Source organism: Pseudomonas sp. GW821-FHT07G06 (assembly GCF_058986625.1).
Map to the genome: position 1 here is coordinate 26,593 of NZ_JBYSVW010000011.1, position 25,899 is coordinate 52,491.

At 58.7% G+C, this 25,899-nt stretch carries 28 protein-coding genes and 1 tRNA gene; 24 read left to right on the forward strand and 5 right to left on the reverse strand.

Annotated features, from left to right (window positions below; genetic code table 11):
- Nucleotides 1–88: 88 nt before the first annotated feature.
- From argJ to AC3WJW_RS18925, 3 genes are all read left to right on the forward strand, one after another.
- A complete protein-coding gene (gene argJ, locus AC3WJW_RS18915; protein ID WP_102698385.1) occupies nucleotides 89–1,306 on the forward strand; it encodes a bifunctional glutamate N-acetyltransferase/amino-acid acetyltransferase ArgJ in 1,218 nt (405 codons plus the stop codon).
- A gap of 163 nt (nucleotides 1,307–1,469) precedes the next feature.
- A complete protein-coding gene (locus AC3WJW_RS18920) occupies nucleotides 1,470–2,102 on the forward strand; it encodes a glutathione S-transferase family protein (protein ID WP_493726977.1) in 633 nt (210 codons plus the stop codon).
- Nucleotides 2,099–3,043 carry a Nudix family hydrolase gene (locus AC3WJW_RS18925; RefSeq protein ID WP_493726978.1) on the forward strand — a complete coding sequence of 315 codons (945 nt, stop codon included), beginning with the start codon at nucleotides 2,099–2,101 and terminating at the stop codon, nucleotides 3,041–3,043. Before AC3WJW_RS18920 ends, AC3WJW_RS18925 begins: the two co-directional genes overlap by 4 nt.
- A gap of 127 nt (nucleotides 3,044–3,170) precedes the next feature.
- Here the strand turns inward: AC3WJW_RS18925 and AC3WJW_RS18930 are convergent, their stop codons facing one another.
- The 3 genes from AC3WJW_RS18930 to AC3WJW_RS18940 are packed head-to-tail and all read right to left on the reverse strand — an operon-like array spanning nucleotide 3,171 to nucleotide 6,754.
- Nucleotides 3,171–3,752 carry a cob(I)yrinic acid a,c-diamide adenosyltransferase gene (locus AC3WJW_RS18930; protein WP_104449221.1) on the reverse strand — a complete coding sequence of 194 codons (582 nt, stop codon included), beginning with the start codon at nucleotides 3,750–3,752 and terminating at the stop codon, nucleotides 3,171–3,173.
- A 2-nt stretch (nucleotides 3,753–3,754) separates the two neighbouring features.
- Nucleotides 3,755–5,791 (reverse strand): sensor histidine kinase, encoded by a 2,037-nt coding sequence (locus AC3WJW_RS18935; protein WP_493727096.1) that lies wholly within the window; start codon nucleotides 5,789–5,791, stop codon nucleotides 3,755–3,757.
- A 45-nt stretch (nucleotides 5,792–5,836) separates the two neighbouring features.
- Entirely contained in the window at nucleotides 5,837–6,754 is a 918-nt protein-coding gene (locus AC3WJW_RS18940; protein WP_493726979.1) for a putative 2-dehydropantoate 2-reductase, read from the reverse strand.
- 135 nt (nucleotides 6,755–6,889) lie between these two features.
- Here AC3WJW_RS18940 and AC3WJW_RS18945 point away from each other — a divergent pair, with 135 nt between their 5' ends.
- Both AC3WJW_RS18945 and AC3WJW_RS18950 read left to right on the forward strand, forming a co-directional pair.
- A complete protein-coding gene (locus AC3WJW_RS18945) occupies nucleotides 6,890–7,375 on the forward strand; it encodes a YajQ family cyclic di-GMP-binding protein (protein ID WP_007977344.1) in 486 nt (161 codons plus the stop codon).
- 137 nt (nucleotides 7,376–7,512) lie between these two features.
- The gene (locus AC3WJW_RS18950; protein WP_102698379.1) at nucleotides 7,513–8,355 is read left to right on the forward strand and encodes a mechanosensitive ion channel family protein; all 843 of its coding nucleotides are present in this window, start codon (nucleotides 7,513–7,515) and stop codon (nucleotides 8,353–8,355) included.
- 141 nt (nucleotides 8,356–8,496) lie between these two features.
- On the opposite strand, the gene AC3WJW_RS18955 is transcribed toward AC3WJW_RS18950, so the two are convergent.
- Nucleotides 8,497–9,825 (reverse strand): OprD family porin, encoded by a 1,329-nt coding sequence (locus AC3WJW_RS18955; protein ID WP_095965396.1) that lies wholly within the window; start codon nucleotides 9,823–9,825, stop codon nucleotides 8,497–8,499.
- 909 nt (nucleotides 9,826–10,734) lie between these two features.
- Between AC3WJW_RS18955 and AC3WJW_RS18960 the strand changes: the two genes are divergently transcribed.
- Together AC3WJW_RS18960 and AC3WJW_RS18965 are read left to right on the forward strand one after the other, a co-directional pair.
- Nucleotides 10,735–11,160 carry an HIT domain-containing protein gene (locus tag AC3WJW_RS18960; RefSeq protein ID WP_429394230.1) on the forward strand — a complete coding sequence of 142 codons (426 nt, stop codon included), beginning with the start codon at nucleotides 10,735–10,737 and terminating at the stop codon, nucleotides 11,158–11,160.
- A 3-nt stretch (nucleotides 11,161–11,163) separates the two neighbouring features.
- Nucleotides 11,164–11,370 (forward strand): SlyX family protein, encoded by a 207-nt coding sequence (locus AC3WJW_RS18965; protein ID WP_007977339.1) that lies wholly within the window; start codon nucleotides 11,164–11,166, stop codon nucleotides 11,368–11,370.
- Nucleotides 11,371–11,460: 90 nt separating this feature from the next.
- Here the strand turns inward: AC3WJW_RS18965 and AC3WJW_RS18970 are convergent, their stop codons facing one another.
- Nucleotides 11,461–12,063, reverse strand: a complete 603-nt coding sequence (locus AC3WJW_RS18970) for a cold-shock protein (RefSeq protein WP_095965394.1) — start codon at nucleotides 12,061–12,063, stop codon at nucleotides 11,461–11,463.
- Between the two features lie 532 nt (nucleotides 12,064–12,595).
- Between AC3WJW_RS18970 and AC3WJW_RS18975 the strand changes: the two genes are divergently transcribed.
- From AC3WJW_RS18975 to AC3WJW_RS19055, 17 genes are all read left to right on the forward strand, one after another.
- Nucleotides 12,596–12,931, forward strand: a complete 336-nt coding sequence (locus tag AC3WJW_RS18975) for a ribbon-helix-helix domain-containing protein (RefSeq protein ID WP_493726980.1) — start codon at nucleotides 12,596–12,598, stop codon at nucleotides 12,929–12,931.
- A 137-nt stretch (nucleotides 12,932–13,068) separates the two neighbouring features.
- Nucleotides 13,069–13,290 (forward strand): FmdB family zinc ribbon protein, encoded by a 222-nt coding sequence (locus tag AC3WJW_RS18980; protein ID WP_007977333.1) that lies wholly within the window; start codon nucleotides 13,069–13,071, stop codon nucleotides 13,288–13,290.
- A 121-nt stretch (nucleotides 13,291–13,411) separates the two neighbouring features.
- Nucleotides 13,412–15,187, forward strand: a complete 1,776-nt coding sequence (aspS, locus tag AC3WJW_RS18985; RefSeq protein WP_007977331.1) for an aspartate--tRNA ligase — start codon at nucleotides 13,412–13,414, stop codon at nucleotides 15,185–15,187.
- A 128-nt stretch (nucleotides 15,188–15,315) separates the two neighbouring features.
- Nucleotides 15,316–16,062 carry a YebC/PmpR family DNA-binding transcriptional regulator gene (locus AC3WJW_RS18990; RefSeq protein WP_007977329.1) on the forward strand — a complete coding sequence of 249 codons (747 nt, stop codon included), beginning with the start codon at nucleotides 15,316–15,318 and terminating at the stop codon, nucleotides 16,060–16,062.
- A gap of 142 nt (nucleotides 16,063–16,204) precedes the next feature.
- Complete coding sequence (gene ruvC / locus AC3WJW_RS18995; RefSeq protein WP_102698375.1) at nucleotides 16,205–16,729, forward strand: crossover junction endodeoxyribonuclease RuvC; 525 nt, start codon at nucleotides 16,205–16,207, stop codon at nucleotides 16,727–16,729.
- A 114-nt stretch (nucleotides 16,730–16,843) separates the two neighbouring features.
- The gene (ruvA, locus tag AC3WJW_RS19000) at nucleotides 16,844–17,452 is read left to right on the forward strand and encodes a Holliday junction branch migration protein RuvA (protein WP_007995640.1); all 609 of its coding nucleotides are present in this window, start codon (nucleotides 16,844–16,846) and stop codon (nucleotides 17,450–17,452) included.
- Nucleotides 17,453–18,514, forward strand: a complete 1,062-nt coding sequence (ruvB, locus tag AC3WJW_RS19005) for a Holliday junction branch migration DNA helicase RuvB (protein ID WP_493726981.1) — start codon at nucleotides 17,453–17,455, stop codon at nucleotides 18,512–18,514.
- Nucleotides 18,515–18,641: 127 nt separating this feature from the next.
- The gene (ybgC, locus tag AC3WJW_RS19010) at nucleotides 18,642–19,109 is read left to right on the forward strand and encodes a tol-pal system-associated acyl-CoA thioesterase (protein ID WP_085714501.1); all 468 of its coding nucleotides are present in this window, start codon (nucleotides 18,642–18,644) and stop codon (nucleotides 19,107–19,109) included.
- Nucleotides 19,099–19,794, forward strand: coding sequence for a protein TolQ (gene tolQ / locus AC3WJW_RS19015; protein WP_007977321.1), 696 nt, complete (start codon nucleotides 19,099–19,101; stop codon nucleotides 19,792–19,794). Before ybgC ends, tolQ begins: the two co-directional genes overlap by 11 nt.
- A gap of 23 nt (nucleotides 19,795–19,817) precedes the next feature.
- Nucleotides 19,818–20,270: a protein TolR gene (gene tolR / locus AC3WJW_RS19020; RefSeq protein WP_162130292.1), complete on the forward strand. Its 453-nt coding sequence runs from the start codon at nucleotides 19,818–19,820 to the stop codon at nucleotides 20,268–20,270.
- On the forward strand, nucleotides 20,270–21,349 hold the full coding sequence (tolA, locus tag AC3WJW_RS19025; RefSeq protein WP_102698374.1) for a cell envelope integrity protein TolA: 1,080 nt from the start codon (nucleotides 20,270–20,272) through the stop codon (nucleotides 21,347–21,349). The genes tolR and tolA overlap by 1 nt, the downstream gene beginning before the upstream one ends.
- A gap of 17 nt (nucleotides 21,350–21,366) precedes the next feature.
- Complete coding sequence (gene tolB, locus AC3WJW_RS19030; protein ID WP_493727097.1) at nucleotides 21,367–22,647, forward strand: Tol-Pal system beta propeller repeat protein TolB; 1,281 nt, start codon at nucleotides 21,367–21,369, stop codon at nucleotides 22,645–22,647.
- A gap of 52 nt (nucleotides 22,648–22,699) precedes the next feature.
- Entirely contained in the window at nucleotides 22,700–23,197 is a 498-nt protein-coding gene (gene pal, locus AC3WJW_RS19035; protein ID WP_003178634.1) for a peptidoglycan-associated lipoprotein Pal, read from the forward strand.
- A 6-nt stretch (nucleotides 23,198–23,203) separates the two neighbouring features.
- A complete protein-coding gene (gene ybgF, locus AC3WJW_RS19040; RefSeq protein WP_429394244.1) occupies nucleotides 23,204–24,043 on the forward strand; it encodes a tol-pal system protein YbgF in 840 nt (279 codons plus the stop codon).
- Between the two features lie 167 nt (nucleotides 24,044–24,210).
- Nucleotides 24,211–24,858 carry a 7-carboxy-7-deazaguanine synthase QueE gene (gene queE / locus AC3WJW_RS19045; RefSeq protein WP_007977310.1) on the forward strand — a complete coding sequence of 216 codons (648 nt, stop codon included), beginning with the start codon at nucleotides 24,211–24,213 and terminating at the stop codon, nucleotides 24,856–24,858.
- Nucleotide 24,859: 1 nt separating this feature from the next.
- On the forward strand, nucleotides 24,860–25,552 hold the full coding sequence (queC, locus tag AC3WJW_RS19050; RefSeq protein ID WP_102698370.1) for a 7-cyano-7-deazaguanine synthase QueC: 693 nt from the start codon (nucleotides 24,860–24,862) through the stop codon (nucleotides 25,550–25,552).
- A gap of 62 nt (nucleotides 25,553–25,614) precedes the next feature.
- Nucleotides 25,615–25,690 (forward strand) — tRNA-Lys (locus tag AC3WJW_RS19055).
- The last annotated feature ends 209 nt before the right edge of the window (nucleotides 25,691–25,899 follow it).

The window sequence follows — 25,899 nt, forward strand, 5'->3', positions numbered from 1 at the left end:
CGACCGGCTTCTGCCGTCGCGGCGTTTTACCATTCGAACCACCGTCTTCCTGAAACGGTGCTGACATCATTTATAAAGGAGCGCATTCATGGCTGTTGGTCTTGGTCCTTTGCCAACGTTGCACCCGGTTGCCGGTTTTGAACTCGGTATCGCCTCGGCTGGCATCAAGCGCCCGGGGCGCAAGGATGTTGTGGTCATGCGCTGTGTTGAAGGCTCCACGGTAGCCGGCGTGTTCACCCTGAACGCCTTTTGCGCCGCCCCGGTGATCCTGGCCAAGCAACGCGTACAAGGCCCTGTGCGTTACCTGCTGACCAACACCGGCAATGCCAACGCCGGTACCGGCGAGCCAGGCCTGGCCGCCGCCGAGCGTACTTGCGCCAAACTGGCCGAGCTGACCGGCGTCGAAGCCAGTCAGGTGCTGCCGTACTCCACCGGTGTGATCGGCGAACCGTTGCCTGTGGAGAAAATCGAAGGCGCGCTGCAAGCGGCCCTTGACGACCTGTCGATCCACAACTGGGAAGCTGCCGCCACCGGCATCATGACCACCGACACCCTGCCCAAAGGTGCCAGCCGTCAGTTCCAGCACGACGGCGTGACCGTCACCGTGACCGGCATCAGCAAAGGCGCCGGCATGATTCGCCCGAACATGGCGACCATGCTCGGCTACATCGCGACCGACGCCAAAGTCTCCCGCGATGTGTTGCAAAACCTGATGCTCGATGGCGCCAACAAGTCGTTCAACCGCATCACCATCGATGGTGATACGTCGACCAACGACTGCTGCATGCTGATCGCCACGGGGCAGGCGGCGCTGCCGGAAATCACCCGCGCCGAGGGCGAACTGTTCGCCAAGTTGAAGCAGGCGGTGTTCGAAGTGTGCATGGACGTGGCCCAGGCCATCGTTCGCGACGGCGAAGGCGCGACCAAGTTCGTGACCGTTGAAGTCAACGGCGGCGGCAATCACCAGGAGTGCCTGGATGTCGGCTACACCGTGGCTCACTCGCCGCTGATCAAGACGGCGCTGTTTGCTTCCGACCCGAACTGGGGCCGTATCCTGGCCGCCGTTGGCCGTGCCGGTGTGCCGGACCTGGACGTGAGCAAGATCGACGTATTCCTCGGTGACGTGTGCATTGCCAGCCGTGGTGCGCGTGCGGCGACCTACACCGAAGCCCAGGGCGCGGCGGTGATGCAGCAGGAAGAAATCACCATTCGTATCGAGCTGGGTCGTGGCGATTGCAGCGAAACCATCTGGACCACCGACCTGTCACACGAGTACGTGAAGATCAACGCCGAGTACCGTACCTAAGACCGCGTCGACCCGATCGCGGGCAAGCCCGCTCCCACAGGTTCAGTGGCGTACACAAAGGTTGTGTTCAGCGCGGTCACTGTGGGAGCGGGCTTGCCCGCGATGACGGATGACCAGACGCTAGAGATTTTGGCCTGTCCCCCCTCATCACAAGGTCCCGACTATGAGCCTGCACCTGATCATCGGCGACAAACTGCATTCCTCCTGGTCCCTGCGCGGCGCTCTGGCCCTCGATCTGGCTGGTGCCTCCTACACCGAAGAACTGATCAAGCTGAACCAGCCGGACACCCGCGAGCGTCTGCTCAAGCATTCGCCGACCGCCAAGGTCCCGCTGCTCAAGACCGAACACGGCACCATCGCCGACTCCCTGGCGATTGCCGAATACCTGGCAGAACAGTTCCCCGACGCGAACCTGTGGCCCAAAAACACCGCCGCCCGCGCCCAGGCACGTTCGGCGTGCGCGCAGATGCACAGCGGCTTTTTCGCCATGCGCGGCAACATGCCGTTCGACCTGAGCCATGATGCAGCGCTGTCGCCGGTCCCGGCCGATGTCCAGGCGGACATCGAGCGCATGTCAGCGTTGTGGGCCGAGTGTCGTGCTGCTGCGACCGAGAGCGGTCCGTACCTGTTTGGCCGCCTCACGTTGGCCGACGCGTTCTTTGCACCCATCGCCGTGCGCCTGCGCACCTATCGGGTGAAACTGTCTGCGGCTGACGAAGCCTATGTTGAAACCCTCTACCAATGGCCGGCGTTCAAGGCCTGGCAGAAGGCCGGACTGGAGGAGTTGGAAAAGTGAAACGAGTCCATGTCGCCGCCGCCGTCATCCGCGATGGCAGTGGCCATATCCTGATCGCCCGTCGTGCCGATTCACAGCACCAGGGTGGCTTGTGGGAGTTTCCCGGGGGCAAGGTCGAGGCCGACGAGTCGGTCGAAACCGCACTGGCCCGTGAGCTCCATGAAGAGCTGGGCATTGTGGTCGGCGCGGCGCGCCCGCTGATCAAGGTCCGGCACGATTACCCGGACAAGCAGGTGTTGCTGGATGTCTGGGAAGTCTCGGCGTTTAGCGGCGAGCCCCACGGCGCCGAAGGCCAACCGCTGGCCTGGGTGTCGCCCCGGGATTTGTCGGGTTACGAGTTCCCTGCGGCCAATCAGCCGATCGTCGCGGCGGCCAGATTGCCGTCGCAGTACCTGATTACCCCGGAAGATCTGGAAACCCCGGCGTTGCTGCGTGGCATCCAGAAGGCCATTGCCAGTGGCATCAAGCTGATCCAGTTGCGCGCACCGAACGGTTACGATCCCAAATATCGCGACCTGGCTGTCGATGCGGTGGGCCTGTGTGCCGGCAAGGCACAATTGATGATCAAGGGGCCGTTCGAGTGGTTGGGCGATTTCCCGTCCGCGGGTTGGCACATCACTTCGGCACAGTTGCGCAAATACGCAGCGGCTGGCCGACCGCTACCGGCTTCGCGCTGGCTGGCGGCGTCGTGCCATAACGCTGAAGAGCTGGCGCTGGCCGAACAGATGGGGGTGGATTTCGTGACTCTGTCGCCGGTGCAACCCACCCTGACTCACCCGGGCGCCGAGCCATTGGGTTGGGAGCAGGCGTCGAGCTTGATCGAGGGCTTCAGCAAGCCGGTGTTCCTGCTGGGTGGCGTTGGCCCGGCCGAGGTCGAAAAAGCCTGGGCGGCGGGTGCACAGGGTGTGGCGGGGATTCGGGCATTCTGGCCTGAGGCCTGATTCTGTGCTGTAGCTTCTGACGCCTTCGCGAGCAGGCTCGCTCCCACATTTGATCGCATTTCTTCAGTAACAATGCGGTCACCTGTGGGAGCGAGCCTGCTCGCGAAGGAGCCCTGACAGGCACCGGTTAAACCTCAGGCTTCGCCGCCGGCTGCCATAGAATCTCGGCCACACCCTGACGCTTGGCAATCAGCCGCGCCACCACAAACAACAAATCCGACAACCGATTGATATACGCCAGGCCAACCCCGGCCAACGGCTCAATCGCGTTCAATTGCTGACACCGCCGCTCGGCACTGCGCGCCAGGCTTCGGCAAACATGCGCCTGGGCAATCAGCGCCGAACCGCCGGGCAAGATGAAGTTTTCCAGTGGTCCCAACTCTTCATTCCACACATCGATCGCCGCTTCCAGGCGCTCGATTTCCGCCGCATTCAGCGCCTGATACACCGGCATTGCCAGCTCACCGCCCAGATCAAACAATCGATGCTGGCAAGGCGCCAACACCTCGATCACTTCCTGCAAGCCTGCAAAAGTATCCGTTTGTGCCGCCAACCCGGCCAGTAACACGCCCACCTGACTGTTCAGCGTATCGACTTCGCCAATGGCCTCGATCCGCGGGTGATCCTTGGGGACGCGACGGCCATCGCCCAGCCCGGTCTCGCCTTTGTCGCCAGTGCGGGTGTAAATCTTCGACAAACGAAAGCCCATGGTTACCTCGATAGCAGATTGTGTTCTTGCGCGACAGGTGGCGTGCTCGCCAGGGGCAGGCGCAAGGTGAAGCAAGTGCCTTGGCCCAGGGTCGATTGCACTTCCATCTGCCCCTTGTGGTTATTGGTGATGATGAAGTACGACACCGACAGCCCAAGTCCGGTGCCCTGGCCAATTTCCTTGGTGGTGAAGAAGGGTTCGAAGGTGCGTTTGCGCACGTTTTCACTCATGCCGATGCCGTTGTCTTCGACCTGGATTTCCGCCCACGGCGGGTTCAGCCGGGTGCGCAGAATGATCCGCCCCGGCTCGCTGTCGTCCTCGCGCTGGTGAATGGCTTGGGCAGCGTTTTTCAGCAGGTTGAGCAGTACTTGCTCCAGTTCGTTGGCGGTGCCGGGGACCGGGCCCAGCGCCGGGTCGAACTGACGAATGATGGCCTGGCCCTTGAAGTCGAAGCCGATCGCCAGGTCGAAATCGTTGCCGGCGATTTCCACCGCTTGATCAATCAGGGCGGGCAGATCGCACGGGGCCATCTGGCGGGTGCTGCGACGGCTGAAACTGAGCATGTGGGTGACGATTTTGGCGGCCCGGGCACCGGCCTGCTGGATACCGTCGAGCAACTGTGGCACTTCGCGGATTTTCAGATACTGATTGACCGTCGCCAGTTCGACGCCGGCCTGTTCGGCCACTTCAAGGTTCTTCGGCAGGTCGGGGGACAGGCGTCGACGAATGTTTTGCACGTTGTGCAGGATCGCACCCAGCGGGTTGTTGATCTCGTGGGCCATGCCGGCGGCAAGACCGCCTACCGACAGCATTTTCTCCGACTGCACCATCATTTCTTCCAGGGACAGGCGCTGGGTGATGTCGTCGATCCGGATCACCACGCCACGCCCTGCACCGCCCATCAACGGATAGAACGTCAGGGCGTAGTGGCGGGGCTCGTCGTCCTTGAGCCAGGTGACACGTTCGATTTTGGCCACCGTATGCTGTTCGACCGTTTCCTTGAGTTGCGGCAAGAACGGCTTGAGCGGTTCGAAGGCGAGGAAGATGGGCTGGTTCAGGGCTTCATCGAGGCGTGTGCCGGACAGGGCGCTGGCTTCCTGGTTCCATTGAGTCACGTAGAGCTGTTCGTCGAGAGCGATCAGCGCCGACGGCATGGAGTCGATGATGCTGTTGAGGTAGTTCTGGAAGCCGGTTAGCTTTTTCTCGATCTTGCTGCGCACCTGGACTTCGAGCTCGAGTTTGCGGTTGGTATGACGGGTTTCTTCCGCCAGGCCCTGAGCCTGGTCGTATGCGGCCTGGGAGTCGTCCCGAGCCCGCTTGAGTTGCTGCTCCCTGGCCTCGATCCGCGAGAGCATGGTGTTGAACGCCTCGGCGAGGCTGCCGATTTCATCGTGGTTTCCTCGTGAAGCGCGCAGTGCGTAGTTTTCTTCACGGGTGACCTGCCGCGACAACTCTTCGAGCTGGTGGATCGGCCGGGTGATCAGGCGCTTGATCTGGCGGGCGATGATCAGCCACAGCAGCACGCTGAAGATCAGAATGCCCAGGCTGGCCGTCAGGGTCCCGGTGTAGAACGCCACGGGCAGTTCACTGCTGGCCACCAGCAGCAAATGTCCCGGTGCAGCGCCGAGGCGGGGCAGGGTGATGACTTGATTAGCGCGAAACTCGGTGACCTGCCAGTCTTCGATATGCCGGAAATGTTTGGGCAGTTCCAGATTGTCGCCATGCTGCAATTGCGCCAATCGCTCACCCTTTGCGTCATACAGGGCTGCCGCGCGCAACGGCGAATAGCTGTTGAGTTCATTCAGCAGGCGCTCGGCGCTTTGGGGGGACGCCAGGGCTTCGGAGGCCAGGCCCGGGTTGGATACCAGCCGGCCGATGGTCTGCAGGGCCTGGGGCGCCATGCTTTCCTGGGAGATGTAGTACGCGGCGCTGATAAAGGTCAGGTTGGCAACCAGCAGGACGGTGACCATCAGTACCAGCAGGGCGGCTAGCAGTTTCTGGCCGACGGGCAGGTTTTCAAGGCGCTGGCGCAATGGCATCGGATTCATCGCAGACAAGGAACAAGTGGCCAGCGTAGCCGCTGCTCAGTCGCTGGGCAATCCAAGGCTTTGCAGGCGAGCGATCAACCTTGCCTGAAGTTGATTGAGGTGAGGCAGGCTCAGTTGATGTCGCCCGGCCACTTTGCAGGCGTAGCCCAGCAGGTAGCTGATTTCCGTGCGGCGCTGGCTCGTGACGTCCTGATGCATCGACGAGTAGTTGGCTGCGGTGGCGTGAATCACCCGTTCGACTTCCTGCTGCAGGTTTTCGCCCGCCGCCGGCTGACCGCAACGCTCGAGCAACTCCACCAGTTCACCGCACAGGGTGGCCACTTCGCACTGATGTTGCTGCAAACCGCCGTTGCGGCAATCGTGCAGCACCGTCAGCGGATTGATCGCGCAGTTGAGAGCCAGCTTGCGCCACAGTCTGGTCAGAATATCGGTGCTCCACTCGTGAGGGATGCCGGCTGCGCTCAAGTCATCGAGCCAGATCGGCGCGACCGGATGGCTCGCATCCCCCAGCCAGGTGAAGCCATGTCCGGCAAACACCACACGCCAATCGCCATCGCGGAAGGCGCCTTCGGTGCTCGAGGCATAGATGCAGCGTGCCTGGGGAACCTGTGCGGCGACCGCGTCCTGACTGCCCAGGCCATTTTGCAGCAGGATCAGTTCGACGCCGGGGGCCAGGCGTGACGCCAGTCGGGCCACCGCGCTTTCGGTATCGTAGGCCTTGCACGCCACCAGCAGGCGGTTGATCGGCTGGCTGCTGTCCGCTGTTTCGGCGGGCACGGCGTAGTGTTGCGCCTGGCCGTGTTCCACCAGTGTCAATCCGCCCGCAGCCTCATAGGCCTGCAGTCTCGCGGTGTCCCGCAGGATCAGCCTGACCGGCACGCCAGCCCGGGCCAGACGTGTCGCCCATAAAGTGCCGAGGCTGCCGGCGCCGAGTACATGCCAGGTGGTGGACATCAGCTTTTTGCTCTGTTTAAGGCGTGCATCGGCAGCTCACAGTGAATGATGGGAAAGACCCGTTATAATCAGCGCGGATTTTAACCGCAAGCCAGGCGCGCTCCATCGGTGCGCCTTTAAATTTGGAGAGATTACATGCCGTCGTTCGACGTGGTATCCGAACTGGACAAACACGAAGTCACCAACGCGGTCGAGAACGCCGTCAAGGAACTCGATCGTCGTTATGACCTGAAAGGCAAAGGCAGCTTCGAGTTCAAGGAAAAAGACCTGACCGTCAACCTGACCGCAGAAGCGGATTTCCAGCTCGAAGCGATGATTGAGATCCTCAAGCTGGCTCTGGTCAAGCGCAAAATCGACGTGCAGTGCCTCGAAGTCAAGGATGCCTTCGCGTCGGGCAAGCTGATGAAGCAGGAAGCCGTCCTCAAGGAAGGCATCGACAAGGAACTGGCGAAGAAAATCGTCGCTCACGTCAAAGATGCCAAGCTCAAGGTCCAGGCAGCCATTCAGGGCGAGCAGGTTCGTATTACCGGCAAGAAGCGTGATGACCTGCAAGAAGCCATTGCTGTGCTGCGGGCCAAAGAGTTCGGTATGCCGCTGCAGTTCAACAACTTCCGCGACTGACCTTGAAAGCGGGAACCTCTTGGCGATTGTGACGTCGGAGGCCCAGGCAACGGCAGAAACGATTGAGCCCGTCGCGGTTCGATCGTTCTGCCGCTTTTTTTACGCATGCCGCATAGCCGGAAAACAGGAGAAAGTAGATGGATTTAAGCGCTGAGGTAGACAACCTGGTCAAGGTATCCCAAACCTGGATTCCGATGATCATGGAATACGGCAGTCGCGTACTGCTGGCGGTCATCACCCTGGCCATCGGCTGGTGGCTGATCAACAAAGTCACGAAAAAGCTCGGCGGTCTGATTGCATTGCGCAATGCCGACCTGGCGCTGCAGGGCTTTATCAGCAGCCTGGCGAACATCATCCTCAAGATCCTGCTGGTCGTCAGCGTGGCCTCGATGATCGGTGTGGAAACCACTTCGTTTGTGGCGGCGATTGGTGCGGCGGGCCTGGCCATTGGCCTGGCTTTGCAGGGCAGCCTGGCGAACTTCGCTGGCGGCGTGTTGATTTTGCTGTTCCGTCCGTTTCGTATCGGTGACTGGATCGAAGCCCAGGGGATTGCCGGCACCGTCGACAGCATCCAGATTTTCCATACCGTACTGCGCACCGGTGACAACAAGACCATCATCGTGCCCAACGGTAATCTGTCCAACGGCATTATCACCAACACCAATCGCCAGCCAACCCGCAAAGTCGTGTTTGATGTAGGCGTCGATTATGAAGCGGACTTGCAGAAAGCCCGACAGGTGTTGCTGGAGTTGGCCAAGGATCCGCGTGTATTGACTGATCCGGAACCTCAGGCAGTCATTTCGACATTGGGTGACAGTTCTATCACTGTTTCCCTGCGTGTATGGGTGAAGACAGCGGATTATTGGGATGTGATGTTCATGTTCAACGAACTGTCCCGTGATCGTCTGAGAGAGGCCGGCATCGATATTCCATTTCCACAGCGGGTTATTCGCGTGGTTCAGGAGTCCGCAGTGCAGTGATAGACCTTGTCATATATGTCTGACTTTTCGGTCAGACACATAGGGCGATTGTTCAATAATTGAACAATTTGCACAGGCAACAAAAAAGGCCCATCCGAAGATGGGCCTTTTATTTTGTTACCGCAAACTAACTGGATGCGATTACAAAACCGACAGCGGGTAGTCGACGATGAAACGGAACTCTTTCACGTCGCCTTCACCTTCGTCAGCGTTAGCGAAGTGCCATGCTTGACGAATACGGAAGGACAGGTCTTTTGCCGGGCCAGTCTGAACAACGTACTTGGCTTCGAAGTTGGTTTCGTTGTGCTTGCCGTCTGCACCGTAGATGCCTTCGTAAGCGCCGCCAACTGGAGCTTTGGTGCCGTCGATGTCCCAACCTTTCACGTAACGGGTCATGAAGCTCAGACCTGGAACGCCGTACTCAGCCATTTTCAGGTCGTAACGAACCTGGGCAGACTTCTCGTTTGGAGCGTTGAAGTCAGAGTACTGGATGGAGTTGGCAAGGAAGATCGAGTCGCCGCCGCGGTTGTTTTTGCCCACGCCGATGTAGTCGAACGGAGTGTCACCGTTGATCTTCTGGAAGGCGAGGGTGATGGTGTGCGCTTTCATGAACGAGAAAGCGGCTGCCAGGGAGTAAGCGGTGTTGCTGATCTCGCCCGCTTTGGCATCACCAGTGTCTTTGGTGTTGTAGATGTTACCGTCGAGGTTCAGCGACTCGTCGCCGCCCAGCGGGATGGTGTAGTTCAGGTTGGCGTAGTACTGGTTCCAGATGTCTTCCAGCTTGGCGCCGTACAGCGATGCCGACAGGTTGTCGGTGATGCCGTATTTACCACCGAAGTAGTCGATGGAGTTGGCTTCTACGCCAGCGTAGGTTGCAAACAGGCCGCCGTCACGAGCGTTACGGTCCTGGCTGGTCGCCGAGTAGAAGTGACCGGCTTCGAGGTCAAGGTCTTTGACTTCGCTGCTTTGCAGTTGGATACCGCTGGCAGTTTGAGGAAGGATGCGGGAACCGCCAACAGCGAACACTGGAGCAGTGCTTGGCTGCATGTCGCCGACTTTCAGCTCGGTTTTCGATACGCGGAATTTAACGGCGCCGCCGGCTTTACCCTGGCTGTCGTTAACTTCGCCATCGGCGTCGCGGCTCATGTTGCCGGTGCCGCCGGTGCCGTCACCGCCGTCCAGTTTGATTGCCAGGTAACCGAAAGCGTCAACGCCAACACCGATCAGGCCTTGGGTGTAACCGGAGCTGAAATTGCCCCAGATGCCTTGGGTCCAGTCTTTCTGGTCGTTGGCACCATCTTTGTTATCACGGTTGAAGTAGTAGTTGCGAACCAGCAAGTTCAGGGTGCTGTCTTCAACAATACCTTTGGCTTCAGCCTGGTCACTTACGAAAGGGGCGGCCGTAGCCAATTGGGTACTGGCTGCTGCTGCAACTGCCAGTGCGATCATGCTCCACTTCATCACGCGCATCGTGATTTGCTCCTTTGGTTTTAGAAGAGTACTGCCGTCCCACCTGTTTTATTATCTGGGCGGCTCTTTCTTTTTGTGTCGGCGCAAACTTATATCACGCCGACAATGTTGGCGATACTTGCGTATCTAACCTTTCGCGTTCTTTACGACCATGTCGCAAACAGCGAGGTAGATGTCGCAAATTTCGAGCTCCGACGCAACCGGGCTGACAACTTTAATGCTGTTTTCTGAGCCTGGGTGTCGGTAAAAAGAGTCCTGGTGAAACGTTTGAATCTCCATCGGGCTACCTTGCCACTGTCTTTTTTGCCTGAATGCTCCCCACTTCCAGCGGGTGTCACTCAGGTGATGTTGGGTATGTATGCAACAAGCGTGCACAAAATCATGTTTTTTTGCGGTTTTTTCAAAATGACTCTCTGACGCTGTAAAAACCTCATAAAACCGGGGGGTTCAAGCGTCCTTGGTGTGGGCTTGACGCTTTGCCTCGCATGATGTTGCACCCTTCTGGTTGACTGCCTGACAAGCAAAAATGTTACCGGTTCACCCCGCCAGTGAGTAAAAGGCGGATGTCGAAGCATTCAGCGTAGACCCACTGTGCGTTTTTGGTGCAAAAAATTTTAACCTTGTGCTGAATTCATTCCTGTTGATCGAGTGTCTTACGCGAACTCTTCGTTGTTTATCAGTCATTTCGGCGTTTTTTTCGGCTGGCCGGTTCTGTGGTGGTGCGCGGCGGCGAAAAGTGTCTCATTCGGGGGCGGGCTGTCAGCTTTTCGCTGGTGCTCGTGGCGCCTGTGCAAGGTTCGCCGTGAAGCCTGCGCCGTTCACAGGTATGCTGCCGTCCGGTCGCTTGGTGCGCTGCTCTTCTGGATGGGCGCTAAGCTGAAAAATGATGACCCGGCGGGAGTACGCGCAGTGTTCGCTCTAGATCCACGACTTCAACAAGACACGTTACCGATCGGGGACTTTCCGCTCTGCCGGTTGCTGTTGTCCAACGACTCGAACTACCCCTGGTTCATCCTGGTACCTCGTCGTGAGGCTATCAGCGAGATATTTCAGTTGGATGTCGCAGACCAGCGACAACTTTGGCAGGAGACGACGGCGCTTTCGCAAGTGCTCAAGGACTCGTTCGATGCGGACAAATTGAATGTTGCGGCGCTGGGCAATGTTGTCAGCCAGTTGCACATGCATGTGATTGTGCGCAAGCACGAAGATGCCGCCTGGCCAGCGCCAGTTTGGGGCAGGCATCCGGCAAAACCCTACAGTTCGGAGCAGATTGCCGCCATTCGCGAGCGTTTGCGCCTGATATTGACCGATGACTTTACGTTTCTGGAGGGCTGAACCATGAGCCTGGAAGAACGCGTTACCGATCTTGAAAGCCGCCTGGCCTTTCAGGATGACACCATCCAGGCATTGAATGATGTGCTGGTCGCGCAGCAGCGGGTGGTCGAGCGTCTTCAACTGCAAATGGCTGCGTTGCTCAAGCGGCAGGAGGAAATGGTCGGCCAGTTCGAGTCGTTCGAAGAGGAAGCGCCACCGCCGCACTACTAAGTAACTGCAGTAAGCAACTGCAGTAAGCAACGTGCAGGCATGAAAAAACCGCGTACAGCCAGGCTGTGCGCGGTTTTTTTCTGCCTTGAATCAGCGACGCGGCAGTGCGGCGATCACATCTTCGGCTTGCAGGCCCTTGTCACGATTCATGACAGAGAACTCCACGCGCTGGCCTTCTACCAGGACGCGGTGGCCTTCACCGCGAATGGCCCGGAAGTGGACGAAGATATCGTCGCCGGAGTCGCGGGAAATGAAGCCGAAGCCTTTGGAAGTGTTGAACCACTTGACGGTGCCAGTATCGCGGTTGCTCATGTCGTAGCTTGGCGAGGCAGCGACCGGTGACGATTTGTAGAAGCTGATGCCCAGGTGCAGGGCAACAGCGATCAGGGCTGCGACCAGGCTGAACAGAACGGCAGGTTGACCGGCGATGACAGGCATCGGCGCGATCAGCGTCAGGGTCTGCAGGACTACCGCCAGAGCCAGCAGGACGCTGACCAGATTTTGCAGTTGGTGGCGCGGACCCTTGTTCCAGTAAGGGATGACAGGTGCAAGCGTGAGATTGAGCAGGCCGAAAAAGGCCAGGTACAGCGCGTCAGGTTGTTGCAGGTAAGGCAAGGCTTCAGGGTGCAGGCTAGGGATGAAGGACAGCAGCAAGGCTGCTGCGCCTATCAACAGATGGACGATTTTCAACATTTTGATTAACTCACGTTAAGACAGCTCACGAGGAAGAGCTGATGGCGCACGGTTCGCTTCAAGACAATAAAGAGGCGTTGGACACGTGCCCGGTATCAGCCTATGCGCCAAGCCCGGAAAAATAGGCACTGGCGACACGTCGTCTATTTAACAGCAAAGCCGCAGGCTACTCAAATCAGGGCGTCCGGCGGCTCTTTGGCGGTCATTTGCCGCAGGTTGCCCGAAGTTCCGGGGCTGCGGTAAGGCAAGTGACTTGCTGATCCGTGTATGCAGTTGCATGAAAAAAAACGGCGTGGATGCTTGGCGCTCTTCTTTCCTACGCCATTTCGTAGGAGCTTCTGAAGGGGGCATCGCTTCACTGTGTGGGAAAACGTCCGGGGTAGGACGATCTCCAGGGTCTGCCATAAGTTGTTGGCTTATCCTACGTCGAGGGTCATAAAGTCAGCTGGAAAACACCTTTGCACCTGCGTTTTTATAAGTCGACAGGCAGTTGCGCTTTAAGAAACCAGGATGGCAAAGGAGTGTCAGCGTTATGGTTTATGAAAGGCAAGAAGAGGGGCGATACGGTTCACACAGGGATGTAAGGGTTGATCCGTTCGTTCGCGAGTTCGATATGGGATTGGCCCAGCCCATGTCCCGATCCGTACGATTGAATGGCTTCGCTACCTGTTTGCGGCTTGAGCAGGTTTATTGGGATATTTTGGCGGGGATGGCCCGGGCCAACGGTTGTTCGGTCAGTCGCCTGTTATCCCATGTGGATCGCGAAGTTCACTTGCGTCATGGCGGAGTCAGGAATTTCAGTGGATTGGTGCGGGTTGTCTGTGTCGTACACAGCCTCAAGGAAGGGGGTTGCATCGTCACCGCCTAGTTCGGGGCGGCGAAAACGGCAGAGTGTCGGTCTGTGCAGTCTTACGGCTGCACAGGCCGCATTTAATGGATATAATCCCGCTCTTTGCCGCGAAACCCAGCGTGTGCGGTAGCAATCTGATCGCCGAGACAACCTCCATGCCGATGTACGATTATCAATGTGCTTCCTGTGGTCATCAGTTGGAAGCCATTCAAAAGATCAGCGATGCACCGCTGGTCGACTGCCCTGCCTGTCAGGCGCCAGAGCTTAAGAAAATGCTGTCCATGCCGGGCTTTCGCCTCAGCGGCACGGGTTGGTACGAAACCGATTTCAAGACCGGTTCCAAGAAGAACCTGGCCGGCGGCGACAAAGCTGACTAAGGTCCTGAACCTGAATTGAACGACACACGCGAGTTCTTGCATCACCCGACGACTTTTTAAAGGCGGGGCTGCTGTAGGATCTCCAACCGAATTTCGAATTACGAGAAGTGAAACCACGACCATGATGCGCAGCCATTATTGCGGCCAACTGAACGAAAGCCTGGACGGCCAGGAAATTACCCTTTGCGGATGGGTTCACCGTCGCCGTGACCACGGTGGGGTGATTTTCCTCGATATCCGTGATCGTGATGGTCTGGCCCAGGTCGTGTTCGATCCGGACCGCGCTGAAACCTTCGCCGCAGCCGATCGCGTGCGCAGCGAGTACGTCGTGAAGATCACCGGCAAGGTTCGCCTGCGTCCGGCCGGTGCGACCAACGCCAACATGGCGTCGGGCATGATCGAAGTCCTCGGCTACGAACTGGAAGTGCTGAACGAATCGGAAACCCCGCCGTTCCCGCTGAACGAGTTCTCCGACGTCGGCGAAGAAACCCGCCTGCGCTATCGCTTCCTCGACCTGCGTCGCCCGGAAATGGCCGAGAAGCTGCGTCTGCGCTCGCGCATGACCACCAGCATCCGTCGCTTCCTGGACGAGAACGGCTTCCTCGACGTCGAGACGCCGATCCTGACCCGTGCTACCCCGGAAGGCGCGCGCGACTACCTGGTGCCGAGCCGTACTCATGCCGGTTCGTTCTTCGCCTTGCCGCAATCGCCGCAGCTGTTCAAGCAACTGCTGATGGTGGCCGGCTTCGACCGTTACTACCAGATCGCCAAGTGCTTCCGCGACGAAGACCTGCGCGCCGACCGCCAGCCGGAATTCACCCAGATCGACATCGAGACCAGCTTCCTCGATGAAAAAGAGATCATGGGCCTGACCGAGCAAATGATCCGCAACCTGTTCAAGGAAGTGCTGGGCCTGGAATTCGGCGAGTTCCCGCACATGACCTTCGAAGAAGCCATGCGCCGCTACGGTTCCGACAAGCCAGACCTGCGTAACCCGCTGGAACTGGTGGACGTGGCCGACCAGCTCAAGGAAGTCGACTTCAAGGTGTTCAGCGGCCCGGCCAACGACCCGAAATGCCGCATCGCCGCCCTGCGCGTGCCTGGCGGCGCGAGCATGCCGCGCAAGCAGATCGACGACTACACCAAGTTCGTCGGCATCTACGGTGCCAAGGGCCTGGCGTACATCAAGGTCAACGAACGCGCGAATGGTGTTGACGGTCTGCAATCGCCGATCGTGAAGAACATCCCTGAAGCCAACCTCAACGTGATCCTGGATCGTGTTGGTGCGGTTGACGGCGACATCGTGTTCTTCGGTGCCGACAAGGCCAAGATCGTCAGCGAAGCGTTGGGCGCATTGCGCATCAAACTCGGTCACGACCTGAGCCTGCTGACCTGCGAATGGGCTCCGATGTGGGTCGTTGATTTCCCGATGTTCGAAGAGAACGACGACGGCAGCTTCAGCGCCTTGCACCACCCGTTCACCGCGCCGAAGTGCTCCCCGGCGGAGTTGGAAGCCAACCCGGCGGGCGCTCTGTCCCGTGCCTATGACATGGTGTTGAACGGCACCGAGCTGGGTGGCGGTTCGATCCGTATCCACCGCAAAGAGATGCAACAAGCGGTCTTCCGCCTGCTGGGCATCAACGAAGTGGAACAGGAAGAGAAATTCGGCTTCCTGCTCGACGCCCTGAAATATGGCGCACCGCCGCACGGTGGCCTGGCCTTCGGTCTGGACCGACTGGTGATGCTGATGACCGGCGCCCAGTCGATCCGTGAAGTGATCGCCTTCCCGAAAACCCAGAGCGCGGCCGATGTCATGACCCAGGCGCCGGGCCAGGTGGATGCCAAGGCATTGCGCGAGTTGCACATTCGTCTGCGTGAAACGCCTAAGGCCGAGTAAGGCTGACCCGAAGGGCGCATCTGCGGATGCGCCCTTTCTTTATAGGCAGAGCTGTTCAAGATTTTTGTTTGCCGGCCGGCGCAATACAGTGCGGCGGGCAATGTTTCAAAGAGAATTCGGAGCGAGTTATGGCAGGTCATTCCAAGTGGGCGAACATCAAGCACCGCAAAGAACGTCAGGATGCCAAGAGGGGCAAGATCTTCACCAAGTGGATTCGTGAGCTGACCGTCGCTGCCCGTCAGGGTGGTGGTGATCCAGGCTCCAATCCGCGTCTGCGCCTGGCCCTGGACAAGGCTCTGGGTGCGAACATGAGCCGTGACATCATCGATCGTGCCATCGCCCGCGGTACCGGCGCTGCCGACACCGACGACGTGGTCGAGCTGACCTACGAAGGTTACGGTCCGGGCGGCGTGGCGGTGATGGTCGAATGCATGACCGACAACCGCAATCGCACCGCTGCCGCGGTTCGCCATGCGTTCAGCAAGTGCGGTGGCAACCTCGGGACTGACGGTTCGGTGGCCTATCTGTTCGAACGCAAGGGGCAGATCTCTTTCGCTGCCGGCGTTGACGAAGACGCGCTGATGGAAGCGGCCATGGAAGCCGACGCCGATGACGTGGTGACCAACGAAGACGGTTCGATCGACGTGTTCACCTCGTTTGCCGGATTCTATTCCGTGCGTAACGCACTGGAAGCGGCGGGTTTCAAGGGTGACGACGCGGAAATCGTCATGCTGCCGACCACCAGCGCCGAGCTCGATCTGGAAGGCGCCGAGAAAGTCCTCAAGCTGATCGACATGCTCGAAGACCTGGATGACGTGCAAAACGTCTACTCCAACGCGGAAATCCCGGAATCGGTGGCCGCGCAGCTCGGTTGATGATCGATAAAGATCGCAGCCCTGCAGGAGCTGCCGCAGGCTGCGATCTTTTGATCTTCGCATCTAAAATCAAAAGATTGCAGCCTTCGGCAGCTCCTACACGGTTATCCTCAGGCAACCGCGAATTCCTTTTGCAGGCGTTATGACTCTAATTCTTGGTATCGACCCCGGTTCGCGCATCACCGGTTACGGTGTGGTTCGTGATACCGGCCGTGGCTGCGAGTACGTCGCCTCCGGTTGTATCCGCACCGGTGCCGGCGAGCTGGCTGAGCGACTGCAGATTGTCTATCGCGGGGTGCGGGAAATCATTCAGACCTACCATCCGGTGACCATGGGGATCGAAAAGGTGTTCATGGCTCGTAACGCCGATTCCGCCCTGAAACTGGGGCAGGCCCGTGGCGCCGCGATCGTGGCGGGCGCCGAGGAAAGCCTGGAAATTGCCGAATACAGCGCTACCCAGGTCAAGCAGGCGGTGGTCGGTACCGGCGCGGCCAACAAGGAGCAGGTGCAGATGATGGTCATGCACATGCTCAAGCTGACCAGCAAGCCGCAGATCGATGCTTCGGACGCCCTGGCCATTGCCATCTGCCATGCTCATACCCGCTCCAGTCTGCTGCCCCATGGCCTCGGGGCGGCACGCAGTCGTGGCGGGCGCCTGCGTCTCTGATAGCATCAGCAATCATTTTCATGGGGTGAGGGCGTTTCGCCTGGGTTGTCGGCGCTACTCTCTTGCTCTATCAGTCGCTGGCCCAGAGCTGGCCAACGCTCAAGGATTTGTAACGTGATTGGACGTTTGCGCGGCACCCTGGCTGAGAAGCAGCCTCCACACCTGATTCTGGATGTAAACGGCCTGGGTTATGAACTCGAAGTACCCATGACGACCCTCTATCGCCTGCCGTCGGTCGGTGAGCCGCTGACGTTGCACACTCATTTGGTCGTGCGTGAAGACGCACAGTTACTCTATGGTTTTGTCGGCAAGCGTGAGCGCGATTTTTTCCGCGAGTTGATCCGCCTCAATGGTGTCGGGCCGAAACTGGCGCTGGCCTTGATGTCGAGCCTGGAAGTCGACGAACTGGTTCGTTGCGTACAGTCCCAGGACACTTCGGCGCTGACCAAGGTGCCAGGTGTGGGCAAGAAAACCGCCGAGCGATTGCTGGTGGAACTCAAGGATCGCTTCAAGGCCTGGGAAACCGTACCGGCCATGTTCGCCCTGGTGCCGAACCAGCCGGATGGACCGGCCCCGGTGAACACTGCTGAAAATGACGCCGTCAGCGCCTTGATCTCCCTGGGCTACAAGCCGCAGGAAGCCAGCAAGGCGGTGTCTGCGATCAAGGAGAAAGGCTTGAGCAGTGAAGACATGATCCGTCGCGCCTTGAAGGGAATGATCTAAGTGATTGAAGCTGATCGTCTGATCGCTGCCACGCACAGTCCGCGTGAGCGCGAAGAAGTCCAGGACCGGGCGATCCGCCCGGTCAGCCTGGCGGAATACATTGGCCAGCCGACCGTTCGCGAGCAGATGGAGTTGTTCATCCAGGCCGCTCGCGGTCGTAACGAGTCCCTGGATCACACGCTGATCTTCGGGCCGCCGGGCCTGGGCAAGACCACCCTCGCCAACATCATCGCCCAGGAAATGGGGGTGTCGATCAAGAGCACTTCGGGGCCGGTGCTGGAGCGTCCGGGTGATCTCGCCGCGCTGTTGACCAACCTTGAACCTCACGATGTGCTTTTCATTGACGAAATCCATCGCCTGTCGCCCATCGTTGAAGAAGTGCTGTACCCGGCCATGGAGGATTTCCAGCTCGACATCATGATCGGTGAAGGTCCGGCCGCGCGGTCGATCAAGCTGGATCTGCCGCCGTTCACTCTGGTCGGCGCAACGACCCGGGCGGGGATGCTCACCAACCCGTTGCGTGACCGTTTCGGTATCGTTCAGCGTCTTGAGTTCTACAATAACGCCGATCTTTCGACGATTGTCAGTCGTTCGGCGAGCATCCTCGGTTTGCCGCTTGACCCGGAAGGCGCCTTCGAGATCGCCCGCCGTGCCCGTGGCACGCCCCGGATTGCCAACCGACTGTTGCGCCGGGTGCGTGATTTCGCCGAAGTTCGCGCCAAGGGGCATATCACCAAGCCGATTGCCGACCTGGCGCTGAACCTGCTGGACGTCGACGAACGCGGCTTCGATCACCAGGACCGGCGTCTGTTGCTGACCATGATCGAGAAGTTCGATGGCGGGCCGGTCGGGGTCGACAGCCTGGCCGCCGCCATCAGCGAAGAGCGTCACACCATTGAAGACGTACTTGAGCCTTACCTGATCCAGCAGGGTTACATCATGCGCACGCCAAGGGGGCGAGTGGTGACGCGGCATGCCTATCTGCATTTCGGTTTAAACATTCCGTCACGATTGGGCGAAATGCCCGTGGCAGACGAGTTCCTCGGTGCCGGTGACGATTAATTAACATTGCGTGCTGATTTTTTCGGGCAATGTAGGGTCCCAGCACCGTACTTTCGCAAGAAAGCCGCAGATCAATGAAAAACAGTTGCCTGGCCGGATTGGCAACCTGAGGAGTAAGCACTAGAGTATGCGCGCGCAAAACGGGCTTGAGCCATTCGCACATCGGTGTCGCGTTTATTACGAGGACACCGATGCGGGCGGCATCGTGTATTACGTCAATTACCTCAAGTTTATGGAACGGGCTCGAACCGAGCGGCTGCGAGATCTGGGCTTTGCCCAATCACAGCTGGCAGGAGAGGACCTGTTGTTCGTCGTGCATTCCAGCGAAGCGCGTTACCACGCGCCGGCGCGACTGGACGACGAACTGCTGGTAAGCGCTGAAGTAATCGAATTGAACCGTGCCAGCCTGCGCTTCAAGCAGCAGGTCAGGCGGGCAACGGATAATGCGCTGCTCTGCGAAGGGCAGTTTTTGGTGGCCTGTGTGCGCACTGACAGTTTGAAACCCCGGGCCATTCCCGAAGCTCTACGAGCGGCCTTTGCCGACGTGAGCGGCGCGGGTACACACTCAAAGCAGGAGATAAAGCGTGGAAGCTAACGTCGTCGACCATTCCTCCATGTGGAGCCTGGTCAGCAATGCCAGTATCGTGGTGCAACTGGTAATGCTGACCCTGGTAGCCGCATCGGTGACCTCGTGGATCATGATCTTTCAGCGCAGCAACTTGCTGCGCGCCGGTCGACGTGCCCTGGAGAGCTTTGAAGAGCGCTTCTGGTCGGGTATCGACCTGTCCAAGCTGTACCGCCAGGCCGGCAGCAACCCGGACCCTGATTCGGGTGTCGAGCAAATCTTCCGTGCCGGTTTCAAGGAGTTCTCCCGCCTGCGCCAGCAGTCAGGCGTTGACCCGGAAGCGGTCATGGAAGGCGTGGCCCGTGCCATGCGCGTTGCGATTTCCCGCGAGGAAGAAAAGCTCGAACAGAGCCTGCCCTTCCTCGCCACTGTCGGTTCCGTCAGCCCCTACATCGGCCTGTTCGGTACCGTCTGGGGGATCATGAACTCCTTCCGTGGCCTGGCCACCGCCCAGCAAGCGACCCTGGCCACTGTGGCCCCGGGTATCGCCGAAGCACTGATCGCCACGGCCATCGGTCTGTTCGCGGCCATTCCAGCCGTTATCGCTTACAACCGTTTTGCTGCTCGCAGCGAAACCCTGCTGGGCCGCTACTACACCTTCGCCGACGAGTTCCAGGCGATCCTGCACCGCAAAGTGCACACCAGCGAAGAATAAGCAGGTAATTTCCAATGGCTTTAATCGCTCGAGCTCGCAAAAAGCGCAAGCCGGTCGCCGAGATGAACGTGGTGCCCTACATCGACGTGATGTTGGTGCTGCTGGTCATCTTCATGGTGACCGCGCCGATGCTCAATCAGGGCGTGAAAGTTGATCTGCCCAAGGTTTCCAGCGAAGCCTTGCCGCAGGACAACAACACCCAGGTCCTGACCATTTCCATCAAATCCGACAAGACCTACTACTGGAACCTTGGCAGCGAAGTCGACACGGACAAGCAGCAGGACCGGGCCATGACGTTGCCGCAGATGACTGACGCCGTGACCAAGATCATTCGCGTCGGCAATGAAAACGGCAAGCACACCCAGGTCTTCATTCGCGGCGACAAATCCGTCGATTACGGTTCCGTCATGGGGGCCATGGGCGGGTTGCAGAAAGCCGGGGTCGGTAATGTTGGCTTGATTACCGAGGCGCCCTGATGCAGCAACAGCGAGAGCCGTCCGCCTCGGAAAGCTACTTCTGGCCTAGTGTCTGGGCGATTGGCTTGCACGTGCTGGTGTTCGGCATGTTGTTCGTCAGTTTTGCCTTTACCCCGGAGCTGCCGCCGGCCAAGCCGATTGTCCAGGCGACCTTGTACCAGCTGAAATCGAAAAGTCGGGCGACCACCCAGACCAATCAGAAGATTGCCGGTGAGGCGCAGAAATCTGCTGCACGTCAGACCGAAGTCGAGCAGATGGAGCAGAAAAAGGTCGAGCAGGAAGCGGTGAAGGCTGCGGAACAAAAGAAAGAAGAGGCGGCTCAAAAGGCCGAGGAAGCCAAGAAGGCCGACGAGGCGAAGAAAGCGGACGAGGCGAAAAAGGCTGATGAAGCCAAGAAAGCCGACGACGCGAAGAAAGCCGCGGAAGCCAAGAAGGCAGAAGAGAAACAATTGGCTGATATAGCCAAGAAGAAATCTGAAGAAGAAGCCAAGAAGGCTGCTGAAGAAGAGGCCAAGAAAGCGGCCGCTGAAGAAGCCAAGAAAAAGATCGTCGAAGACGCGAAGAAGAAAGCCGCGGAAGACGCCAAGAAGAAAGCCGAGGCTGAAGAGGCGAAGAAGAAAGTCGCCGAGGAAGCGAAGAAGAAAGCTGCTGCCGATGCTGCGAAGAAGAAATCGCAGGACGCGGCGCGTAAATCCGCCGAAGACAAAAAGGCTCAGGCCCTGGCAGATTTGCTTTCCGACACGCCGCAGCGTCAGCAGGCCTTGGCCGATGAGCAGGGTGACGAAGTCGCCGGCAGTTTCGATGACCTGATTCGTGCGCGTGCAGCGGAAGGCTGGGCTCGTCCACCTTCGGCACGCAAAGGCATGACGGTCGTGTTGCAAATCGGCATGTTGCCGGACGGTACGGTGACTTCGGTCAGCGTGTCCAAGTCCAGTGGCGACGGTCCGTTTGACGCCTCGGCTGTTGCAGCAGTGAAGAATATTGGACGTTTGACAGAAATGCAGGGAATGAAGCCGAGTGATTTCGCTCCGTATCGTTCATTCAAGATGACATTCACACCTGAGGATCTAGCCTTGTGAGAAACCTTCTTCGAGGAATGCTGGTCGCTATCTGCTGCATGGCAGGGATGGCGATGGCAGATGAGAAAAACATTCTGGTTACCAGCGGCAGCGATCGGGCGACCCCGATCGCCGTTGTACCGTTCGGCTTCCAGGGTGGTAGCGTGCTGCCGGACGACATGGCGGAAATCATCGGTAACGACCTGCGCAACTCGGGTTACTACTCGCCGATTCCAAAGCAGAACATGATCAGCCAGCCGAGCCAGGCCGGCGAAATCATTTTCCGTGACTTCAAGGCACTGGGTGCCCAGTACGTCATGGTCGGCAGCATTGTTCCGGCGGGCGGTCGCCTGCAGGTGCAATATGCACTGTTCAACGTAGCCACCGAACAGCAAGTGCTGACCGGCAGCGTGTCGGGCGGTGTCGATCAGTTGCGCGACATGGCGCACTACATCTCTGACCAGTCGTTCGAAAAACTCACGGGTATCAAGGGTGCCTTCTCGACTCGCCTGCTGTACGTAACGGCCGAGCGTTTCTCCGAGAACAACACTCGCTACACCCTGCAGCGTTCGGACTACGACGGTGCCCGCGCCGTGACCCTGCTGCAATCGCGTGAGCCGATCCTGTCGCCGCGTTTCGCACCGGATGGCAAGCGCATCGCTTATGTCTCCTTCGAGCAGAAGCGTCCGCGTATCTTCATGCAGAACATCGACACCGGTCGCCGTGAGCAGATCACCAACTTCGAAGGCCTGAACGGTGCACCTGCCTGGTCGCCGGATGGCAATCGCCTGGCGTTCGTGCTGTCCAAGGACGGTAACCCGGACATCTACGTGATGAACCTGGGCTCGCGTCAGATCAGCCGCGTCACCAACGGTCCTGGCATCAACACCGAACCGTTCTGGGGCAAGGATGGCTCGACCATCTACTTCACTTCCGACCGTGGCGGCAAACCGCAGATCTACAAGACTAGCGCAGGTGGCGGCGGTGCCGAACGCGTGACTTTCGTCGGTAACTACAACGCCAACCCTAAATTGTCGGCTGATGAAAAGACGCTTGTCATGATTCACCGTCAGGATGGCTTCACCAATTTCAAGGTGGCGGCCCAGGATTTGCAGCGCGGTAGTGTAAAAATCCTCACTGATAGCACTCTGGACGAGTCGCCTACTGTCGCGCCCAACGGCACCATGGTAATCTACGCCACCCGCCAGCAGGGCCGGGGAGTCTTGATGCTCGTGTCCATCAATGGACGCGTAAGGCTCCCGCTTCCTACCGCACAAGGCGAAGTCAGAGAACCTTCCTGGTCCCCTTACCTGAACTGACGCGGCGCTATACGTTTTACTTAACACACTGGGGTTCATTAGGAGTTTCACGATGGAAATGCTGAAGTTTGGTAAATTTGCTGCGCTGGCACTGGCCATGGCTGTAGCTGTAGGTTGCTCGTCCAAAGGCGGCGACAATGCCGGTGAAGGCGCGGTAGATCCAAACGCTGGTTACGGCGCAAACACTGGTGCAGTTGACGGCTCCCTGAGCGAAGAAGCTGCACTGCGCGCTATCACCACTTTCTACTTCGAATACGACAGCTCGGACCTGAAGCCAGAAGCCATGCGCGCTCTGGACGTTCACGCCAAAGACCTGAAAGCAAACGGCGCTCGCGTTGTTCTGGAAGGCAACACCGACGAACGTGGTACTCGTGAGTACAACATGGCACTGGGCGAGCGTCGTGCGAAAGCCGTTCAGCGCTACCTGGTACTGCAAGGTGTTTCCCCAGCTCAGCTGGAACTGGTTTCCTACGGCGAAGAGCGTCCAGTTGCTACCGGCAACGACGAGCAGTCCTGGGCTCAAAACCGTCGCGTCGAACTGCGTAAGTAATTCGTCATGCGAACGTGCCGTCGTGCTGTAACTGTTCTGGCTCTCAGCCTCGCGCCGCTTGCGGTGTGGGCTGCGGTTCCTGTGGTCGATAATGACTCCGGCTATAACAATAGCGGGAGCAGTTATCCGCCTGCAGGTTACGGTACGAACGGCGCCTATGCCGGGGGAGGGGTTTCGACCCCTGTCTCGGCACAGGGCCAGCTGTTCAACCAACTGCAACAAATGCAGGAGCAGATCTCGCGCCAACAGGGTGTGATCGAAGAACTGCAAAATGATGTAGCGCGCATGAAGCAGGAAAACCTGGAGCGATACCAGGATCTTGATCGGCGCATAGGAACCGGCGTTGCACCAGCCGCGACTCCTGAAAATTCTTCCACCGGTGGTGAAACGAATGCCCCCGGTGCAGCCGCAGGTGCAGCAGCTGGCGCAGCCGCCGCTCAAGCACCTGCCGCGGGTAGCGAGCCGGCAGATCCGGCGAAGGAAAAGCTCTATTACGATGCTGCCTTCGACCTGATCAAGGCCAAGGATTTCGACAAGGCCAGCCAGGCTTTCGCCGCATTCCTGCGCAAATACCCGAACAGTCAGTACGCGGGTAACGCCCAGTACTGGCTGGGCGAAGTGAACCTGGCCAAAGGTGATCTGCAAGGTGCAGGTCAGGCGTTTGCCAAGGTTTCGCAGCTGTATCCCAAGCACGCCAAGGTGCCTGATTCGCTGTACAAGCTTGCTGATGTAGAGCGCCGTCTCGGTCATACCGACCGGGTCAAGGGCATTCTGCAGCAGGTCGTGTCCCAGTATCCGGGTACTTCCGCTGCTCAGCTGGCGCAGCGTGATCTGCAGAAAATGTAAGGCGGCTTGAGCCGTTTCAAAGAAACCCGCGCTTGTCGCGGGTTTTTTCGTTAGAATTCACCCCCTTTTTCTGAAACACGCTTTTTGGGATCTGCGCATTGCCGGGGGTTCCTTGAAGTGCCTGACGGAGGCGGACAGCCTGTTTAGCTGTTACGCCCGTGGCGACTATGCAAGACACATTGAGAATCACCGAAGTTTTCTACTCGTTGCAGGGTGAAACTCGGACTGCCGGCCTGCCCACTGTTTTTGTGCGCCTGACCGGTTGCCCGTTGCGTTGCCAATACTGCGACAGCGCCTATGCGTTCACCGGCGGAACCATTCGCACCCTCGACGACATCCTCGAGCAGGTCGCCGGTTTCCGCCCGCGTTATGTCTGTGTCACGGGCGGCGAGCCCCTGGCGCAACCCAACGCCATTCCCTTGCTCAAGCGCTTGTGCGACGCCGGTTACGAAGTGTCACTGGAAACCAGTGGCTCTATCGATATCTCGCCAGTAGATTCCCGGGTCAGTCGCGTTGTCGACCTGAAAACCCCGGGTTCGAAGGAAGCGCACCGCAATCGCTACGAAAACATCGAGCTGCTCACGCCCAACGATCAGGTTAAGTTTGTCATCTGTTCGCGGGAGGACTATGACTGGTCCGTTTCCAAATTGATTCAGTACGGTCTGGACCAGCGTGCCGGTGAAGTCCTGTTCTCGCCCAGCCACCATGATCTCAATGCCCGGGACCTGGCGGACTGGGTGGTGGCGGACAACCTGCCAGTGCGTTTGCAATTGCAGCTGCATAAATATCTATGGAATGACGAGCCGGGGCGCTGAAATGACTGAACAACTCAACACCGCTGAAAAACGGGCGGTCATCCTGCTGTCCGGTGGCCTGGACTCGGCGACCGTGGTAGCCATGGCGCGCGCCGAAGGCTACAGCTGCTACACCATGAGCTTCGACTACGGTCAGCGCTCTCACGCCGAACTGCACGCAGCCGAGCGCGTGGCGCGGGATCTGGGTGTGGTCGAGCACAAGGTGATCGGCCTGAACCTGAACGGCATGGGCGGCTCGGCGCTGACCGACAGCAGCATCGATATTCCGGAAGAGCTGGGTGAGGGCATTCCTGTCACTTACGTGCCTGCGCGTAACACGGTGTTCCTGTCCCTGGCCCTGGGCTGGGCTGAAGTGCTCGGTGCGCGGGACATCTTCATCGGCGTCAATGCGGTGGATTACTCCGGTTACCCGGACTGCCGCCCCGAGTTCATCGAATCGTTCGAGCGCATGGCCAACCTGGCAACCAAAGCCGGCGTGGAAGGCAATGGCTTCCGCATTCAGGCGCCGCTGCAAAACCTCAGCAAAGCGCAGATCGTCCAGGCGGGTGTGAAGCTTGGCGTGAACTACGGGCTGACCGTTTCCTGCTATCAGGCCGACGATGATGGCCGTGCGTGCGGCAAATGCGACAGCTGCCGACTGCGCGCAGAAGGCTTTGCGGCGGCCGGAATCAGCGATCCAACACCTTATTTTTGATTTTTTTAAAATAGGTGTTGAATAGTCCTTAAAAATCAGTATTATACGCGCCACCACACAGCGGGTCGTTAGCTCAGTTGGTAGAGCAGTTGGCTTTTAACCAATTGGTCGTAGGTTCGAATCCCACACGACCCACCATTTTTAGCAGTTTTAAAAGTCTGGAAGGCCCACGCAAGTGAGGATTTCCGGATTTTTTTTTGCCTGCGATTCAAGCCCGCCTCGCTTCGGGCTGCTGCGCAAGGCGCAGGTCAGAATCATCTTTTGCATCTGTCGGATATTCTGTAGCCTTGCGCAGCTTCAACGCTGTCCGTGCCTGATGAATACTCACTTTCCCGGCGGTACCCTGA

Excerpts from the sequence above, each read along its gene's own strand:
- argJ (WP_102698385.1), top strand. The coding sequence starts at position 89 with ATGGCTGTTGGTCTTGGTCCTTTGCCAACGTTGCACCCGGTTGCCGGT.
- AC3WJW_RS18920 (WP_493726977.1), top strand. The coding sequence starts at position 1,470 with ATGAGCCTGCACCTGATCATCGGCGACAAACTGCATTCCTCCTGGTCC.
- AC3WJW_RS18930 (WP_104449221.1), bottom strand. The coding sequence starts at position 3,752 with ATGGGCTTTCGTTTGTCGAAGATTTACACCCGCACTGGCGACAAAGGC.
- AC3WJW_RS18935 (WP_493727096.1), bottom strand. The coding sequence starts at position 5,791 with ATGCCATTGCGCCAGCGCCTTGAAAACCTGCCCGTCGGCCAGAAACTG.
- AC3WJW_RS18940 (WP_493726979.1), bottom strand. The coding sequence starts at position 6,754 with ATGTCCACCACCTGGCATGTACTCGGCGCCGGCAGCCTCGGCACTTTA.
- AC3WJW_RS18945 (WP_007977344.1), top strand. The coding sequence starts at position 6,890 with ATGCCGTCGTTCGACGTGGTATCCGAACTGGACAAACACGAAGTCACC.
- AC3WJW_RS18950 (WP_102698379.1), top strand. The coding sequence starts at position 7,513 with ATGGATTTAAGCGCTGAGGTAGACAACCTGGTCAAGGTATCCCAAACC.
- AC3WJW_RS18955 (WP_095965396.1), bottom strand. The coding sequence starts at position 9,825 with ATGCGCGTGATGAAGTGGAGCATGATCGCACTGGCAGTTGCAGCAGCA.
- AC3WJW_RS18965 (WP_007977339.1), top strand. The coding sequence starts at position 11,164 with ATGAGCCTGGAAGAACGCGTTACCGATCTTGAAAGCCGCCTGGCCTTT.
- AC3WJW_RS18970 (WP_095965394.1), bottom strand. The coding sequence starts at position 12,063 with ATGTTGAAAATCGTCCATCTGTTGATAGGCGCAGCAGCCTTGCTGCTG.
- AC3WJW_RS18975 (WP_493726980.1), top strand. The coding sequence starts at position 12,596 with ATGGTTTATGAAAGGCAAGAAGAGGGGCGATACGGTTCACACAGGGAT.
- AC3WJW_RS18980 (WP_007977333.1), top strand. The coding sequence starts at position 13,069 with ATGCCGATGTACGATTATCAATGTGCTTCCTGTGGTCATCAGTTGGAA.
- aspS (WP_007977331.1), top strand. The coding sequence starts at position 13,412 with ATGATGCGCAGCCATTATTGCGGCCAACTGAACGAAAGCCTGGACGGC.
- AC3WJW_RS18990 (WP_007977329.1), top strand. The coding sequence starts at position 15,316 with ATGGCAGGTCATTCCAAGTGGGCGAACATCAAGCACCGCAAAGAACGT.
- ruvC (WP_102698375.1), top strand. The coding sequence starts at position 16,205 with ATGACTCTAATTCTTGGTATCGACCCCGGTTCGCGCATCACCGGTTAC.
- ybgC (WP_085714501.1), top strand. The coding sequence starts at position 18,642 with ATGCGCGCGCAAAACGGGCTTGAGCCATTCGCACATCGGTGTCGCGTT.
- tolA (WP_102698374.1), top strand. The coding sequence starts at position 20,270 with ATGCAGCAACAGCGAGAGCCGTCCGCCTCGGAAAGCTACTTCTGGCCT.
- tolB (WP_493727097.1), top strand. The coding sequence starts at position 21,367 with ATGCTGGTCGCTATCTGCTGCATGGCAGGGATGGCGATGGCAGATGAG.
- pal (WP_003178634.1), top strand. The coding sequence starts at position 22,700 with ATGGAAATGCTGAAGTTTGGTAAATTTGCTGCGCTGGCACTGGCCATG.
- ybgF (WP_429394244.1), top strand. The coding sequence starts at position 23,204 with ATGCGAACGTGCCGTCGTGCTGTAACTGTTCTGGCTCTCAGCCTCGCG.
- queE (WP_007977310.1), top strand. The coding sequence starts at position 24,211 with ATGCAAGACACATTGAGAATCACCGAAGTTTTCTACTCGTTGCAGGGT.
- queC (WP_102698370.1), top strand. The coding sequence starts at position 24,860 with ATGACTGAACAACTCAACACCGCTGAAAAACGGGCGGTCATCCTGCTG.